The 17,866-nt window shown below is 38.5% G+C and carries 16 protein-coding genes; 4 read left to right on the top strand and 12 right to left on the bottom strand.

Annotation, left to right across the window (positions count from 1 at the left end):
* Positions 1–16: 16 nt before the first annotated feature.
* Both NE664_10455 and NE664_10450 read left to right on the top strand, forming a co-directional pair.
* On the top strand, positions 17–1,081 hold the full coding sequence (locus tag NE664_10455; GenBank protein ID MCQ4727063.1) for a tyrosine-type recombinase/integrase: 1,065 nt from the start codon (positions 17–19) through the stop codon (positions 1,079–1,081).
* Positions 1,082–1,083: 2 nt separating this feature from the next.
* Complete coding sequence (locus tag NE664_10450; GenBank protein MCQ4727062.1) at positions 1,084–1,713, top strand: CoA pyrophosphatase; 630 nt, start codon at positions 1,084–1,086, stop codon at positions 1,711–1,713.
* Positions 1,714–1,802: 89 nt separating this feature from the next.
* Here the strand turns inward: NE664_10450 and NE664_10445 are convergent, their stop codons facing one another.
* The 6 genes from NE664_10445 to NE664_10420 form a co-directional block, all read right to left on the bottom strand.
* Positions 1,803–3,023, bottom strand: a complete 1,221-nt coding sequence (locus NE664_10445; GenBank protein ID MCQ4727061.1) for a mandelate racemase/muconate lactonizing enzyme family protein — start codon at positions 3,021–3,023, stop codon at positions 1,803–1,805.
* 152 nt (positions 3,024–3,175) lie between these two features.
* Positions 3,176–3,877, bottom strand: a complete 702-nt coding sequence (locus NE664_10440) for an alpha/beta hydrolase (protein ID MCQ4727060.1) — start codon at positions 3,875–3,877, stop codon at positions 3,176–3,178.
* Positions 3,878–4,189: 312 nt separating this feature from the next.
* Entirely contained in the window at positions 4,190–5,359 is a 1,170-nt protein-coding gene (locus NE664_10435; GenBank protein MCQ4727059.1) for an aminotransferase class I/II-fold pyridoxal phosphate-dependent enzyme, read from the bottom strand.
* Positions 5,360–5,433: 74 nt separating this feature from the next.
* Entirely contained in the window at positions 5,434–6,435 is a 1,002-nt protein-coding gene (pdxA, locus tag NE664_10430) for a 4-hydroxythreonine-4-phosphate dehydrogenase PdxA (GenBank protein ID MCQ4727058.1), read from the bottom strand.
* A 111-nt stretch (positions 6,436–6,546) separates the two neighbouring features.
* Positions 6,547–7,707, bottom strand: coding sequence for a UxaA family hydrolase (locus NE664_10425; protein ID MCQ4727057.1), 1,161 nt, complete (start codon positions 7,705–7,707; stop codon positions 6,547–6,549).
* Positions 7,708–7,750: 43 nt separating this feature from the next.
* Positions 7,751–8,044, bottom strand: coding sequence for a UxaA family hydrolase (locus NE664_10420; GenBank protein ID MCQ4727056.1), 294 nt, complete (start codon positions 8,042–8,044; stop codon positions 7,751–7,753).
* Positions 8,045–8,526: 482 nt separating this feature from the next.
* Between NE664_10420 and NE664_10415 the strand changes: the two genes are divergently transcribed.
* A complete protein-coding gene (locus NE664_10415) occupies positions 8,527–9,732 on the top strand; it encodes a cation:proton antiporter (protein ID MCQ4727055.1) in 1,206 nt (401 codons plus the stop codon).
* A gap of 592 nt (positions 9,733–10,324) precedes the next feature.
* Here the strand turns inward: NE664_10415 and NE664_10410 are convergent.
* On the bottom strand, positions 10,325–10,975 hold the full coding sequence (locus NE664_10410) for an adaptor protein MecA (GenBank protein MCQ4727054.1): 651 nt from the start codon (positions 10,973–10,975) through the stop codon (positions 10,325–10,327).
* 168 nt (positions 10,976–11,143) lie between these two features.
* Between NE664_10410 and NE664_10405 the strand changes: the two genes are divergently transcribed.
* Entirely contained in the window at positions 11,144–12,853 is a 1,710-nt protein-coding gene (locus NE664_10405; protein MCQ4727053.1) for a CvpA family protein, read from the top strand.
* Positions 12,854–12,948: 95 nt separating this feature from the next.
* Here NE664_10405 and scpB read toward each other — a convergent pair whose 3' ends face one another.
* From scpB to NE664_10380, 5 genes are all read right to left on the bottom strand, one after another.
* Complete coding sequence (scpB, locus tag NE664_10400) at positions 12,949–13,497, bottom strand: SMC-Scp complex subunit ScpB (GenBank protein MCQ4727052.1); 549 nt, start codon at positions 13,495–13,497, stop codon at positions 12,949–12,951.
* The gene (locus NE664_10395; GenBank protein ID MCQ4727051.1) at positions 13,478–14,251 is read right to left on the bottom strand and encodes a segregation/condensation protein A; all 774 of its coding nucleotides are present in this window, start codon (positions 14,249–14,251) and stop codon (positions 13,478–13,480) included. Before NE664_10395 ends, scpB begins: the two co-directional genes overlap by 20 nt.
* Positions 14,252–14,266: 15 nt before the next feature.
* On the bottom strand, positions 14,267–14,854 hold the full coding sequence (locus NE664_10390; protein ID MCQ4727050.1) for a site-2 protease family protein: 588 nt from the start codon (positions 14,852–14,854) through the stop codon (positions 14,267–14,269).
* A gap of 180 nt (positions 14,855–15,034) precedes the next feature.
* Positions 15,035–16,210, bottom strand: a complete 1,176-nt coding sequence (locus tag NE664_10385; protein ID MCQ4727049.1) for a S41 family peptidase — start codon at positions 16,208–16,210, stop codon at positions 15,035–15,037.
* A gap of 263 nt (positions 16,211–16,473) precedes the next feature.
* Positions 16,474–17,637, bottom strand: coding sequence for a cyclopropane-fatty-acyl-phospholipid synthase family protein (locus NE664_10380; protein ID MCQ4727048.1), 1,164 nt, complete (start codon positions 17,635–17,637; stop codon positions 16,474–16,476).
* Between the last annotated feature and the right edge of the window lie 229 nt (positions 17,638–17,866).

Raw genomic sequence — 17,866 nt, 5'->3', positions numbered from 1 at the left:
GCAAAGGAGCGCCGTTATGGCTGAATTAACATATAACGAAGAACAACGACAAAAAAATACAATACATCTGCGCGAAATCATCTCCCAACTGCCCGGATTTGCCGACGTCTTTTTCAGGAGTATTGCCCAAAATACATCCGTTAAAACAAGGATAGCATACGCATATGATCTTAAAATATTTTTTGCTTACCTTACAGAATACCATCCTCGCTTTAAAGGCAAAAATATTTCAGATATAGATATTTCAGACATGAAATCCGTACAGTCCGAAGACATAGACAGATTTATGGAGTACGTTACATATTATGAGAAACCAAACCCGCAAAATCCCGAAGAAGTCGTCGCGCATACAAACGACGAAAAAGGAAAGCTGAGGAAATTGTCGGCAATAAGACGTATGTATAAATATCTTTATTCAAAAAAACTTGTTGACGCAAACCCGGCCGGTATCGTCGAAGGCCCTAAAATACACGAAAAACCAATAGTCCGTATGGATGTAAACGAAATGTGCAATTTTCTTGATGAAGTTGAAAACGGCAGCAATCTTTCAAAAGGCCAAAAGAAATATCATTCCCACACACAGAAAAGGGATCTTGCAATCGTCACTCTTATGCTTGGCACCGGCATGCGCGTTTCGGAATGTGTCGGCATAAACAAAAACGATATAAATTTTGACAGCAACGCCGTTAAAGTTACGCGCAAAGGCGGGAACGAAGTTATACTTTATTTCGGCGAGGAAGTACGCGAAGCCCTGATCGACTATATAGAAGAAAGGAAAAATAATCCGGCGGATACGGAGGACGCGCTTTTTATATCCATGCAGGGAAAACGCATAAATGTACGCACGGTGCAGAACCTTGTAAAAAAATACGCAAAAGCTTCTGTACAGATTAAAAACATATCTCCGCACAAACTAAGAAGCACCTACGGTACGAACCTATATAACGAAACAGGCGATATATATCTTGTCGCCGACGTTTTGGGCCATGCCGACGTTAACACAACAAAAAAGCATTATGCGCAAATGGAAGAAAGCAGGCGAAGGAGCGCGCCTAAATTCGTAAAGCTGAGAAGGGAATAAATATGGAAAATAAAAAAAACAATATCGACAATATAGAATATATGCTGAGCGCCCATACTTCCGCCGCCGAGGGCAGCGGCATACCGTCCGCCGTTTTGATACCGATAACGGAATACAACGGCAGCCTTCATCTTATTTTAACGCAACGTTCCCTTAAAATGAAACGCCAGCCCGGCGATTTTTGTTTTCCTGGCGGCCATGGCGAGCTCAACGAAACGCCTGCCGAAACCGCCGTTCGCGAAACATGTGAAGAAATCGGCGTATGCGGCGAAAACATAAAAATACTAGGCGAAACCGATTTTATTGTCACAAGCTACGGCGCATACATAAGGCCGTTTGTCGGTTATATTGACGGCATAAAACCCGATGAATTCAAAATAAATCCTGATGAAGTGGAAAAAATTATCCTAATTCCTTTAAGCTTCTTTATAAACACGACGCCGCGGCTTTCCGTTGTCGAATTAGAGCCGAAATTTCCGCCCGACTTCCCGTTTCACCTTATACACGGCGGAAAAGATTATAAATGGGGCAAAGCCCTTATGAAAGAATGGTTTTATGATTATGAAGGCAATATTATTTGGGGGCTTACGGCTAGGATTATAAATAACTTCAAATCCATAATAAGCATTTAGCAAAATATCTGCCGCATAAAAAATTAAGCGTAACAGAGTTAGCGGCAATCGGCGCTCTGTTACGCTTTTTTATTTATCGATTGCACTGATTATTCGGGCATAATAACTCCGGCTTTGTCATCGCCGGGAGATTGAGCCCATGGATCTCCCGTTACGGCAAACATTTGGTCATGCCTTGCTTCTTTTGTAACTGTTCTTACAGTATCTTTCGCATTTAAAACCTCGTCTTTGAGGCTTATGCCAAAACCGGGCCTGTCGCTGAGATATATATGGCCGTCCCGTATATCAACCCCATTGTCCGTAATATCAAACGTTTTGTACAGCGCACGTACGGTTTCAATCCCGTTAGTGTTAGGGCAGCTTATCATCAAATGCGCAACAACCATTGTCATTACAGGCGAGCCGCAGTTATGGGTAGTTACGGGCAAATGATAAGCGTCAGCCATAGCCGCTATTTTTTTGCACTCTGTAATGCCTCCGCAATAGCTTACGTCAAACATAGCAATATCACATGCGTCTTTTTCAAACAGTTCCCTGAACTGATATTTTGTTGCAAGCCTTTCGCTTGCCAGTATGGGGAGTTTTGTTTTTTTGCGCAGGCTGGCAAAACATGAGATATTGTCAACAGGAATGGGATCTTCAAACCACATCGGATCATACTGCTCCAACTCCTCCGCAACGCGGACGGCCATAGGCATATTCCATCTCGAATGACATTCAAGAGCTATTTCCATTTTATCGCCTACAGCGTCGCGTATTTTTTTAAAAGGCGCAAGGCCCTTCCTTATGTCTTCCCTTGTAACATACTGCCCGTTATATTTTGTTGAAAGCGCGTCCAAAGGCCAAATTTTCATGGCTTTTATACCGTTTTTAAGCAAATCTTCGGCAAGCTCTCCAGCGTCCTCCATAAACCGCTCCCTGTCGCGTATATTTCCATAGCTTATGCATGTGTTGTAAATCCTTAGGCTGTCCTGTGTTTTTCCTCCCAAAATATCATACACAGGCATGCCCGCCGCTTTTCCTTTAATATCCCATAAAGCCATATCTACGGCGCCCATTGCGCGCATTTCCGCTCCCATATACCCAGTATAATTTGCACTGTCATACATCATGGCCCAAAGTTTTTCGTTCTGAAGAGGGTTCTGCCCGAGTATAATTTCGGCGCAGAAATTATGTACTGCCGTTTTGGTAAGTTCAACTTTGTCTGTGGCCTCGCCTATGCCTGTAATTCCTTCGTCCGTATGAACCATAACCCAAATGTGCCGCGGATGCGCCGGTAATTGTATCGTTTCGACAGCCGTAATTTTCATAATTATTCCTCCTTTAAATATGTACTATGCTCTGATTTTACATTATACATCATAATGCCGTTTTATATTGAACACATCTTTCAAATAAGCTTTATAATGAGCCATTGTGAAAAAATTATTTAAAAATTTTAAGCATTATGGGTCAATATAAATTACATAGTTTCTTTTAACCACAGATCGACACATTCCAGCTCTTTCTCAGAATGGAAATAGTGCCCTGCTTCATTAATAATATCAAGCCTGCAACCAAAAGCATCGGCAAATTCCTTAATAAGCTCCACACCACATATATCGTCGTTCCCGCCGCATAAAATATATGTGCATACATCCCATTTTTCCACCGGGTTTGATAAAACATAGCAATAATAGTCCCAATATAAAATCTGCCCTATGGGAGTTTCCATCTCACCATTTTCTTTAAGCCGTTCTTTAGTTATATTAAATAAACCCATCATATTTTCAATAACATGTTTCATATCTGTAACCGGCGAAAGAAACCATGCCCTTGAAATATTCCTGCCGCTATATGCCAAAAGACTGAAATATGCTCCCATACTGACTCCAAAAACGCTTATATTTTTATATCGGAGTTTTGCATAGTTATAAACAGTTTTCAAATCTTCCACACAATTCTGTACCTTGCACAGAGCGCCTTCATGTTTCCTCCCGCCGTGTTCGGCAAGATCGAAACTTAATACCTGATAGCCATTGGCAGCGGCATTCTCGGCCATAATCCTAATCGGCGCATCCGTTTTGTTTGACATATTGCCATGAACGGCAATAATAACATTCTCGGATACTTCACCCCATAGCGCCGCGGGTATATTATATATTTTAAAATAGTTAATATTCATATATTACTTTCCTTTACTGTTTAATAAATAATAATCCGTAAAAACCGTCCGCCTGATATATGAAAGCGTTGAATTTTGCAGCAGATATTCTGCTAATATAACATACAGTAAAATTCCATAAACAAACATATTATATATAAAATAATTCTTTTCATCAAACTTAATCTTCAAAACAGAAAATCTATTTTTTACAGGCAGTATATTTAAACAGTCGCTCCTAATCATAAATTGATAAAAAAGATACCAAAAAGTTCATTTATACGACAAAACGCCGCGTTCCAAAACTGAAAAACACGGCGCATATATCAATACTTATTTAATCATTCCGCTTTCTTTGATAGCGTTGACAAGCTTCTTAATCTCGTCAACATTTTTAACAAGGGCAAAACGGACATATCCTTCCCCAAGGCTTCCAAAAACGCTTCCCGGCACACAAAAAACGCCCGTCTTATCAATAAGTTCAAGCACAAACTTTTCTGAATTTGTATAGCCTTTCGGAAGAGGAGCCCAAGCAAACATTGTCCCTTCCGAAACGCAGCCGTCCCACCCTATCTCTTTAAGGCCAAGACAAAGCGCGTCTCTTCTTGCCTGGTATTCTTTCCTGTTGATTTCAATGCTTGTCTGCGGCCCTTCCAATGCCGCCACAGCCGCTTTCTGCACAGGAAGAAATATGCCGTAATCAATCTGGCTCCTAAGCTTTTTAAACTGTGCGATTATGTCTTTATTTCCAAGCGCAAAAGAAATTCTGCTCCCCGTTAAATTATAAGCTTTTGAAAGCGAATTAAACTCAATCCCAACTTCTTTGGCGCCGTCAATGCTCAGGAAAGAAATTCCTTCGTTTCCGTCATATACAAGCTCGCTGTAAGCGTTGTCATGTAATATAACAATATTATATTTTTTTGCAAACTCAATAAGCTCCTTATAAAACTCTTTCGGTGCAAGGCGGCATATAGGATTTGCAGGATAAGATACAATCATAGCTTTAGCGGCCGCCGCCGTTTCCTCGCTTATAGAACTAAAGTCGATAAGATAGTTATTTTCTTCCCTTAATTCATACTCGACAATTTTAGCGTCGTTCAAGGCCGGCCCAAGGCTGAAGATAGGATAGCCCGGGTTAGGTACAAGCACAATGTCCCCCGGATTACAAAGAGTAAGGCATACCCGGCTTAATCCTTCCTGCGAGCCATAAAGCGACATTATTTCATCGCTCTCAAGTTCAACATTATATCTTCTCTTGTACCAGTTTTTCACAGCATTTATAAGTTCATCTGAATCCGTAATTGCATATTTATAATTTTCAGCATATTTTGAAGCCTCCGTAAGCGCTTCCATAACATGTTTATCAGGCACAAAATCCGGAGTTCCAACCGATAAATCATAACATTCCTTCCCTTGTTTCAATCTGTCTTTTTTTAAATTGGCAAGCGTAGTAAATATACCTTCTTTTATATTATCCATTCTGTCTGCAAACTTTATTTCCAATTCTGTTCCCCCCAAATAATCCAAAAATAAAAGATACAACTTAAAAATCAGTATAATTGCTAAAACATACTTTTTCAACCATTATTTACAAAGTTTGGGGAATATTTTGCGGCAATCAAAACAGCTTCTATCATACTAACGGCGCTTACAATATTTTTGCCGGCTATATCCATTGCCGTCCCATGATCTACGGAAGTCCTTAATATAGGCATTCCCAACGTTATGGCTATAGTCCTTTCAAAGTCAAGGGTCTTTGTCGCTATATGTCCCTGGTCATGATAAAGCGAAAGCACGCTGTTATATCTGCCTTGAAGCGCCAAATGGAAAACCGAATCCGCGCCTACCGGCCCTTCTACATTATATCCCATTTTTTTAAGTTCATCTATAGCCGGAGAAACATGTTCAACTTCCTGCATGCCGAAAAGCCCATGCTCGCCGCTGTGCGGATTAAGCCCGGCAACAGCCATTGTACCTTCGTTTACTCCGAGTTTTTTAAGTTCTTCTGTACATCTTATAACATAATCTATGATTCTTTCTTTTTTTACCATTTGGCATGCTTTTTCAAGAGAAACATGGCGCGTCAGGAAAAAAACCCTAAGTCCCCTTACTTCAAACATTGTCAAAGGATCTTTTGTGTTTGTAAGCGCTCCAAATATTTCAGTATGCCCTATATAATTTATACCGCCCATTTTTAACGCTTCTTTGTTTATAGGCGTTGTTGCAACGGCGTCAACTTTGCCTTCCATGGCAAGGGCAACGCATTTCTCTATATACTCAAAAGCGGCTTTTCCGCACATTCCCTGTATTTCGCCGATTTTAAAAGAAGCCGTATCAATATTTTTAAGGTCGATTAAATTTATAGTTTTTTCATCATATATGCCGTCTTCAACATTTTCAATGCAGTTAATTTTGAGGTCTGCCCCGGTTATATTAATCGCATTTTTAATTATATTAAGCTCGCCGACAACCACGCATCTTGCGGCCTCAAAAACCGATTTGTCGGCGACGGCCTTAACCGTGATTTCAGGCCCAACGCCTGCAGGATCCCCTATGGGTATAGCAATTAAAGGTTTCATTTTTACACTCTCCCAATAAAACAATTTGCCGAATAGTATATCATAATTTTTAAATAAAATAAACCCGCCTAAAAATTTTAAGCGGGTTTAAGCTCAAATATACATTTGTAATTAAATAAACTTACATATCCTCTGCATTGAACATTCGTTAAATCCAAAAGCTTCAGCCTTTGTAACTTTCCCGTTTGCAACCGCTATAAACTCGTCGAACAGCTTCTCTCCACATTCGTCTATAGACATCTTTCCGTCAATAACAACGCTTGCATCAAAATCTATATTGTCAATCATATTCTTATATGTTTTGCTGTTTCCGGTTACTTTTATAACAGGAGCAATTATGTTTCCTGTGGGAGTTCCCCTTCCGGTCGTAAATATAATAGCCTGGCATCCGCCTGCAACCATTGCCGTTATACTGGCAATATCAAAACCGGGAGAATCCATAATAAGAGCGCCTTTTTTGGTTGGCATTTCCGCATATTTAAGCACTTCGACTATAGGCCTTGTGCCCCCTTTATATATACAGCCGAGAGATTTTTCTTCAATCGTAGAAATTCCGCCTTCTTTATTGCCGGGAGTAGGCTGGCCTGTCCTGAGATTTTGATTAACATTTGCAAGGTGATCTTCAAGGTCTTTGCATATGCCGATAATCTGTTTTTTTATTTCAGGCGTAGCCGCCCTTTTTGCCAATACATGCTCGGCTCCTATAAATTCAGTTGTTTCGCTCATAACCGCCGAACCGCCGAGATCAACAATCATATCCGAAACTTTGCCTACTACAGGATTAGCCGCAAGCCCGCTTGTAGCGTCTGAGCCGCCGCATTCTATTCCAAGGAAAAGTTCCGAAACGGGGTATTCTTTTTTAGGCACAAGCGAAGCTTCCTGAACCATTTTTCTTGCGGCGTTAACAGCCTTATTTATTGTGTTTACAGTGCCGCCCTCTTCCTGTATAACAAAAACCTCCAAAGGTTTATTTGTTTTTGCAAGTATAGCGTTTTTAACAATTTCCGGCGTACAGCCTTCACATCCAAGGCCGATAAGGACTGTTCCGTATATGTTGGGGTTGGCGGCAAAGCCTGAATACATTTCCGTACATATCTGAAGGTTTTGTTCAACCTCGGAACATCCTGCAGTATTGCTTGTGTAGACAGCGCCTTCAACCTGATCTGCAACAATACGGCATGTTTCGCTTGAACAAGCGCATGTAGGCAGTATCAACACTTTGTTCCTTATTCCAACCCTTCCGTCGGGCCTCCCGTATCCTAAAAAGTTCATAAATCAGTCCTCCTTATAAAATAAGAATATCTAAAAAATAAAATTATAATTCATCCTCATAATTGCGCGGCAAGCTTATAATGTTCTTATGGCTTATCCACTGGCCCGCCTCCGCGTCAACAACAATGCCGCCTATAATTTGACCGTATTTAATGATGTGTTCCCCATTTTTAATAGGCTTAACAGAAATTTTATGGAACGCCGGAATATCCTCTTTGGCAACTACGCTTTCGTTTTTTCCGTCCATTACATAATTTACCGTGTCTCCGGCCTTCACGTCCCCAACAACTGTAACTACATTGTCAATAGGCCTTAACATAATTGCATTTACACTCATTTCAAATTCCCTCCTTATAAATTGCGGATGTCTTTCAGTCCATGTTATCTTTCCTCATGAATTAATTATATATTAAAATATTTATATTTTCAACACTTTTAGTATTTTTTTTGCTGTTTATTTTTTTAACAGTTGTTTTTTTACTAAAGTGATTGCCTTTTAATCTTCTACAGTTTTATTTTTTCTTTACATGCCTTTATTTTGTGCAATTTGTACACAGTGAAATATTAACCGATTTACAAAATACTTAAACAATGCGGCTTCCAGACATCTGTACAATAATGCCGAATAAAAAATTGTATACAGGATACTTTAAAAAATGTCTTAAAAATCATTTATGCCAAATTTATGCATACTTTTCATGGATATTTCGATAACAAGTTTGAATATTTTTAAACGTCATTTTATTTGAAAAAAAATTCCTCTATGTATATAATATATAAGCATTATACAAACTATTAAATTAAAGGAGACATATGGTTATGGATTCATATGAATTTTTGTTGGCAATAGCTCTTATACTTTTATCAACCAAAACCTTTGGCCTTTTATCCACGCATGTTCACATGCCTCAGGTTGTCGGCGCCCTGTTAGCCGGCATAATACTCGGCCCCAGCATGTTAGGTTTTGTCGAAGAAACGGATTTCCTTTTAAAGGCCTCGGAAATAGGCGTAATAATGCTTATGTTCCTAGCCGGTCTTGATACTGACATTTCAGAACTTAAAAAAACAGGCCCGACGGCGTTTGTAATAGCATGCATAGGCGTTATAGTTCCGCTTGCAGGAGGATTTATTATTTATGATATTTTCTTTGTTGATACTTACACGAGCGACGTATTTTTAAGGGCTGCATTTGTTGGCGTTATATTAACGGCAACTTCTGTCAGCATTACAGTTGAAACTCTCAGAGAAATGGGAAAGCTTAAAGGCCCTGTAGGCACGGCAATTATGGGGGCGGCAATTATAGACGATATACTCGGAATAATACTGCTTTCATTCATGTCCGGCTTTACAGACCCTTCTGCAAAGCCAATGATGGTATTCGTAAAAATAGGCGGTTTCTTTGTTTTCTTGGCAATTATAGGAATTATTGTATACTGGTCTTTCCAAAAAATGGAGGTTGCATTTGGCCAAAAAAGAAGAATCGCAATATATGGCCTGGCCTTCGCCCTTATACTTTCATATATTGCAGAAAAATTTTTCGGCATAGCCGACATCACAGGGGCTTATTTTGCCGGACTTATTCTCTGCAATATAGCTAATACAAGGCAATATATTGCAAAAAAAGTAAACGTAGCGTCTTATTTGATGTTTTCGCCGTTGTTTTTTGCAAGCGTAGGTATAAAGACGGATATTCATTCCCTTACTTCACAATATATGCTTTTTGCCGTTGTGCTTCTGATAGTTGCGGTGTTGACTAAAATAGTCGGCTGCGGGCTTGGAGCCAAAATCTGCGGCATGTCTTCGCGTGATTCCCTTCGCGTTGGCGTAGGTATGATTTCCCGCGGCGAAGTTGCGCTTATAGTTGCAGACAAAGGAATGCAGGCCGGTCTTGTGGATCCTGCCATATCGCCTGCAATAGTGCTTGTAGTAATCGCTACGACACTTATGACGCCTATACTGCTTAATATTGTAATGAAAGAAAGAGGAAAAAGCCGTATCCCCGAAAAACAGCCTTACGTCGGCTAGCAAAATATCAGTTTTTACCGTAAAAAATAAGTAAAAGAATATTATATTCATTTTTGCTACAGCGTTAAAAAAGCCGCCATTAATGGCGGCTTTTTTAATATTATCAAAATAACACAAATTAAAAAATTACTTTTAAACAGCCTTTCACGCTGTATATAACTTATTAAACACAGTCATATCGGCTGTGCGCTGTTCAACGGTATTTTCCAATATTATTTTTACATTCTCACCCGCGGCTTTCTTTAACAATCCTGCCGCCGTCCACTGCCCCGTTATAACCGGCTAGTTCCGACTAAATTATCATTTATCCATAACCATACATTACGTACTCATAATGCGTATTCTTTAAACTGCGCTTTTCTCAATTAGCAAAAATAAGAATACCGCCTATGGCAAAATTACCCAAACATGTGAAAGTCATTGTTTTCAATACCGACGCTTATGCAAATAAATCAGACGCAAAGTTAATTTTCTTATTTTTCTCCCTTTTTTATCTTAAAATTAACAATTTATTCGCCTGTTTTTTAATGTTCAGTAAATAAATATAATTATCTCTTTACTTTTTTAAACTTTTAAAATAAAATACCGTTTATCAGTATGTAAATATATTGGCAAGCGTTCTTACCGCCGGCGATTTAATAAGCAGTTCCCCGTGTTCTGCAAGGTGATACTTTGATATAACAGTCGAAACATGCTTTTGACCGTATTCGTTTAAAATCATTTCAATGCTTTCAGTAGAAATGTCGTCGCCTTCATTATCATTTTGAAGCAGCATAAAATATTTATCCTGATATTTATAAAGCTGGCTGAAACCGTTGAATTTCGAATCGAGCCTTATAGACGCATCCGTTGCGGTATCAATATCTTTAAAAGAATATATGCATATGCCTTCGTCAGAAGAATGTTCCGGTATGTAATGTGAAATTGTTTTTTTCTTATATCGGTGCAGTGTTTTATTTTGTGAAACCAGTGAAATTTTTTCCTTCTGCGTTTCTTTATCGGGAAGTCTGGTAACAATTATCATAAGGCCGTCAACGGAAACCGGAGTTGCTTCCACCATAAGCGGGGCATTTTCAAAACAGAAACTGCATTCGTTAAAAGCCTGTTCCATAATGCTTCTGAATAATTCCTGCGTTTTTTCCGACGGTTTAATTAATTCATCAAGTTTAATATTTCGTTCTTTTAAATCATCGGATGTAAGGGTAAGTTTAATCTGGTTTTCACTTATTCTTTCGATTTTCATGGTATCACTTCCTCTCCGGGCAGCCGATTAATATACTGCCGCTATAATAAGTATAAATAATATTATGCTTAATGTAAAGAGGGTATTAATGTTAATGTTTCAAATTTGTAAGCGTTATGCCAATAAAATTAAGCCAACATTCATTTACAACAAGGAAGGAGATTTAAAATGTTCAAAAAGAAATTAATACCGCCGCTTTTAACGCTCATTATATGGTTTATAATGTTCTATGCGGCTCTGCCGCCCATTAATATACAATCCCAGGAATTCTGGTCGTTTGTCATAAGCATGATTGTTGTAGCCATAGTTGTAAACGGTTATGCAATAATAAAAAATATTTTAGAAAATCCGGAAGGGCTAACGTTTAGAGAACGTATAAAAAAATACAGGAAATTTGTAATTATTGCCGCTGCCTTTGCATTATTTTACGGTATAGGAACTCTTCTTTCCTCGCCTATACTAAGAGCCGGCCAATACAGTTCTCTTTTAACTGTCAACAGCAGCAATTTTGAAGACGATATAAAAGAAGCCGATTTCAGCCAAATACCAATACTTGACAAAGATTCCGCCGCCCTTCTTTCCGAAAGAAAAATGGGAAGCATGATAGATATGGTAAGCCAATATGAAGTAAGCGGATATTACTCCCAAATTAACTTCAAAGGCAGACCAGTCAGAGTAACGCCTCTTGAATACGGAAGCGTTATAAAATGGCTTACAAACAGAGGAACCGGCATACCCGCTTACATTCAGATTGACATGACAACCCAGGATGTGGAGCTTGTAAAACTTTCCGACGGCATAAAGATTTCCCCTTCGGAACACTTCGGGCGCAACCTTGACAGATATGTCCGTTTTAGGTATCCGACGGCAATGTTTTTAAATAAAAACTTTGAAATAGACGATAACGGAACTCCATATTGGATCTGCCCGGTAGCGTCAAAACGCATAGGGCTTTTCGGCGGGCTTGATGTTAAAGGAGCCGTACTTTTAAATGCCGTAACGGGAGAACACCAATATTATGATGTTGAAAATATACCGACTTGGATCGATAAAGTATATGATGCAGAACTGCTTGTACAGCAGTATGATTATTACGGAACGCTTTCAAACGGATATATAAACAGTATTTTCGGACAGCGAGGCTGCCTCCAGACAACAGAAGGATATAATTATATAGCATTAAACGACGACGTATGGGTTTATACAGGCATAACGTCGGTAACCGGGGACGAATCCATAGTTGGATTTGTGCTTATGAACCAGCGTACAAAAGAAACAAATTATTATCAGATCTCGGGGGCAAAAGAAATTTCTGCAATGAGTTCAGCCGAAGGCCAGGTACAGCATCTTGGATACAAAGCCACATTCCCGCTCCTTTTAAATGTCGGCGGTGAACCGACTTACTTCCTTGCTTTAAAGGATGCAGCCGGCCTCGTAAAAAAATACGCTATGGTAAACATAGAAAAATATCAGATTGTAGCCATCGGCGATACCATATCCGAATGTGAAAAAAATTATAAACAGATAATGTCCGAAAGCGGTATTGTAACGGCTCCCCCGGCTGATGAAAAAACATACTCCGGAAAAATAACAAACTTATGGGATGTTGTAATAGACGGCAATACCTGTATATTCATTGAATTGGATACCGGCAATGGCCTTTACGGAATCGAAGTTAAAAATAACCTGAATATACTTTCGGCAGCAGTAGGCGACAATGTTGAAATAGTAGGATATAAAACCGAAAATTCCGACGTTATTGAAATTTCCAAAATAAAAATAAACGGAAACCCTAATAAAATAAGTTACAGTTCATATACTACACTAGAAACGCCTGATGCTGAAACAAATGAAACAGATACAAATGAAACAAAATAACTCCATAAATAAGGCAAACCAAAAGCCCTGCATGTTAGTGTGCAGGGCTTTTAATCAACATAAATAGGGCAATTGAACAAACAGGCCTAAATCTCTTATTCATGTTCAACCAATTCAATATCTTCAGCAGAAATATTATTCTCCAAAGACGGAAGCTCATCCATAGAAGAAAAACCGAAATATCTTAAAAACTCTTTAGTTGTCCCAAACAATATCGGCCTTCCCGGCGCATCCTGCCTCCCAACTTCACATACAAGGCCTTTTTCAACAAGCTTATTAACAGCATGTTCGGCGCTTACGCCTCTTATATCTTCAATCATAGATTTTGTAACGGGCTGTTTATAAGCGATTATCGCAAGCGTTTCTAAAAGCGATTGCGTAAGGCCCTGCTTCCGCGCCGTTTTATAAATACTGCGGATATAATCAAAACAGTCCGCCGCCGTACACATTTGATATGAACCGTCCAGTTCTACTATGCGGATTCCACGTTTTTCACTTTCATACTTTTCAGCAAGGGAATTTATTATGGCTTTGGTAGTCGCTTTGTCCATTCCCACAGCATCTGCAATTACCGTCAGGCTGACTGCGTCGCCGGAAACAAATAATATCGCTTCTACAACGGCTTCAAGTTCTGACAGTTTCATTTATACCACTTCCATTATATTTAGTTATTATAATATCGTCAAATATTCCGTTTTGGCTTATACTCACGCTTTTAACCTTAATAAGTTCCAGCAGAGCGAGAAATGTCGTAATTATTTCTGATTTACGCGCGCCTTTCCTAAATATGTCGTTAAATTTTACCTTAGGCGAAACTATAAGCAGATCCTTTATATAGCTGATTTTATCTTCTATAGTAAATAAATCCCTTTCAACCGAATTAAACCCTGCCCTTATTTTATCCGTTTTGCGCTCCCTGCGGTTCATAACGCTGCAAAAAGCTTTGTATATGTCGTCAAACGTAACTCCATCCAAAAAAACATCGAGATTAATTTCATCCTGTTTTTTAAATATATCAATGGATGGATCCGCTTCTTTAAATACAAAAAAAGACGCCTGTTCTTCTCTTTCCCTAAATTCTTCCGTTACAATTTTAAATTTTTTATACTCAATGAGTTTTGCAACAAGTTCATCCCTGGGATCAATTTCCTCCTCGTCGTTTTCCTTATGCTTAGGCAAAAGCATCCTTGACTTTATTTCAATTAAAGTAGCGGCCATAAGAAGAAAACCGCTCATAGTATCCATATCTTTATTTTCAGCTTTTTCTATAACAGCAAGGTATTGATCCGTTATTTCAGCTATCGGTATATCGTATATATCAATCTTATTTTTTTCTATAAGGTGATATAAAAGGCTCATAGGGCCGGTAAAATTTTCAAGCTTTAAATTTATTTCCATGAAAACACCTTTTATTTAGGTTAATAAATTTGTTATTATATTAATAATCGGTGCAAAGATTATATTTGTATATCCCATAAAGAGCGCAAGCAAAAATACCATCTGTATTATTTTTTCATACTGTATATATTTGAAATAGCTGTTTGCAGGCATAGCAACCGAAAGCACTTTTAAACAGTCCATAGGTGTTATGGGAACAATATTATAAACGGCAATGGCAACATTTTTGCTTATAAGCCCTAAAAGTAAAATATAAATATAATAGTTGTCAACGTCAACGGCCTTAATTAAAATCCCGAACACGGCGGCGGCAACAAGATTTGAAACCGTTGGCAAAACAGCCGTTAACAGCGTCCCTTTTTTCCTGTCCTTGTAATAAAGCGAGCTTGTTTCGACAGGAAGCCCCCATCCAAACCCGGTTAAAAGCGCAAGCAAAAAACCTATCGGTTCAAAGTGCTTAAACGGGTTAAGCGTAAGCCTGCCATTATCCCTAGGGCGATTATCGCCAAGCTTTGTAGAAACAAACGCCCTCGTAAATTCATGCAGCGTAGTTGCGAAGATTACGCACGGCGCCTGAAGCGCCAATATAATAAGTGAATTCATAAACACAAAACCCTTTCAATTTTTTAATATATTGTAACTATATAATAATATCAAATTTTCCCTTTTAAGTCTATTATTTTATATTATCGCCGTCAAACAAAATTTATAAACTTTTCATACAAATCTTAAAAGCGCCGCCTAAACGGAACGGGCCATTTCTGCAGCGCTTCTTAATCATTATCAGAGCTTTCCTTTTAAAACTTCAACCGCTTTTATAAGTTGCGTATCTTCGTCCTCTATAATAACCGGGCCCGCCTCTTCAGGAAGTTCAACGACATAATCAGGCGTTATCCCTGTTCCCTGAATACAGACGCCGTTTGGCGTATAATATTTCTGTATTGTAATTTTAAGCGCCGAACCGTCCGGAAGGGTGTAAATATTCTGGACAAGCCCTTTGCCGAAAGTCTGTGTCCCGACAAGCTCGCCTGTTCCGCTGTCCTGCACGGCTCCGGCTAATATTTCCGACGCGCTTGCGCTGTTTCCGTTTACAAGCAGCACAAGAGGCACATTTACGCTTTCTTTATCAGAATTATAATCTGTTCTGTTTCCTTCTTTGTCTATCGTGTACACAATATTCCCTTCAGGAAGGAGCTTATCCGCAATTTTATTTACAACGTCAAGCAATCCTCCGGGGTTATTCCTGACGTCAATTATAAGCCCTTTCGCTCCTTCATTCATCAGTTCATCATATATTTTTGAAAATTGATCAAATGTGTTGGCTTTAAAACCTGAAATAGCTATGTAAGCAATATCGTCTTCAAGCATTTTGCCTGCCACAGACTGCACTTCTATTGCGCTTCTTTCAATATTAAAATCAATTTCTTTATTTTCACTTTGCCTGTATATGGTTATATTTACAAGGCTTCCCTCTTCCCCTTTAATTTTAGTAATCGCCTCGCTTATATCCATATCTTTTACATTAACGCCGTCAATTTTAGTTATAATATCTCCCGGAAGTATTCCTGCTTTTTCGGCAGGAGTGTCATCAATAGGAGACACAACAGTCAATGTTGAATTTTCATAATCCGCAAGTATTGAAACGCCTATTCCGTAAAAATTCCCGTTTGTACTTTCCATAAAGCTGTTAACCTGTTCCTTGCTTAAATACGAAGTATACGGATCGCCTATACTGTCAGCCATACCGTAATATATGCCTTCCACAAGCTTCTCATCGTCAACTCCGTCAACATAATATTTATCAAGCAAACCGCTTATGTAATTTATCTTATCCGTAACGTCAAATTCCGTTTTTGTTTTAGCGCTGATTGCCACAGACGCAACATTAAGGACGCCAAACGCTATAACAGCCGACACAACGCCTGTTGCCACCCCCGTGTAAAAGTTTTTTCTGTTCATTTATTCTCCATCTCCTTAAAAGGGATAATAATAAAAATATATTCTTTTATAATTTAAATTATTGCCGATTAGAAAAAATCTTAGATAAAATATTAAAATTGCAAAAATAACCTCAAAAAACATATATAATATGATTTTATATTTCATCAGTATAAATATTATATAACTTTACAAAATTATTTGTTTAATAAATTGTAAACATAAAAGAAGCCGATATGTATATTACAAATCGGCTTCTTAAATATTTGTTTAATTTAGTATTTTCAATACCAGCGTACCATCGGCAAATCATTGTTAACGCCGTTGCTCAGTAAAATTTGATGCAGTTCGATAATACCGTTGTGAAATGTTGCGGCGCATGACGACAAGTATAAATCCCACATACGCGCAAACCTTTCGTCAAACATTCTTTTAACTTCGTCCAAATGTTCTTTATAGTTCTTTTCCCAGCAAAGAAGCGTACGGTTATAGTGCATCCTAAGATTTTCAATATCTAAAGTATGGAATCCGTCTTCAGCCGCACATGATACCATTTCCCTAAGGCTTGGAACCATTCCTCCCGGGAATATATATTTCTTAATCCACGGATCTCCGGGATGCTCTTTTAGTGCGCTTATAAAATGCAGAAGAAAAAGACCGCCGGGTTTTAACGCCCTCTTTGCACAGTCCATAAAAAGCTGATAATTGTCACGGCCTACATGTTCAACCATGCCTACGCTCACGATTCGATCATATTGCTTCTTATGCTTTGGAAGATCTCTGTAATCCATAAGTTCAACATCGAGTAAACTTTCTAAACCTTCATTTACAATGCGTTTTTTAAATTCCTTATACTGTTCCCTGCTAAGAGTGATACCGGTACCGCAAACGCCGTATTTTTTAGCCGCTTCTATAAGCAAAAATCCCCAGCCGCATCCAATGTCCAAAAGCGACATTCCTTTTTTCAAATCAAGTTTTTTAAGTATATAGTCAACCTTATTGACCTGCGCCTGATAAAGCGTATCGTCATCATGTACAAAATAACCGCATGAATAACTCATAGTGTTATCAAGCCATAATTTATAAAAATCATTTCCTATATCGTAGTGGCTTTGTACTTCTTTTTGCTGGTTCTTTTTTGAAAGCGATGTAAAAACCAATTTTTTAAGCGCGCTCTCATCTGTAGAAAATTTATCCATCTGCCCCAAAAAATGATCCAAGGCATAATATAAATCGCCTTCAATTTCAAGTTCTCCGTTCATGTAAGCCTCGCCCAGCGCGATCGAAGTGCTGGTCAATAAATCTGACAGCGGGATTTCTTTATTAAATTTAACCGCAAATTCAGGCTCTCCGTCGCCGATCTTGTATTCCTTTTTGTTAGTCTTTACTAAAAAAGGATATTGGTTAAATTTCTCCAAAAATGAAATCAAAACATTCTCTTCTAACATACTCTCACCTTATTTCTAAATATCTTTATTTTCAGCTTCTAATTAGTTTTGCCGCAAATACGGCCGCTAATTCATTCTAAGGCGGAATTTTAATTTCTCAGTATATTCCGCCAACTTAAAAATAACTTTAGAACAGGCTGGATCAATAACAACCTTTTGCATATCGTTGAAGCAGTCCATTTTAAATTCAAATTTTTGTTTATTAAAAATCGATCCATATATTCGCTTT

The organism is Anaerotignum faecicola, assembly GCA_024460105.1.
Taxonomy (GTDB): Bacteria; Bacillota; Clostridia; order Lachnospirales; family Anaerotignaceae; genus JANFXS01.
The sequence above is the reverse complement of the archived record's forward strand: the minus strand, read 5'-3'. Positions and strand labels throughout refer to the sequence as shown.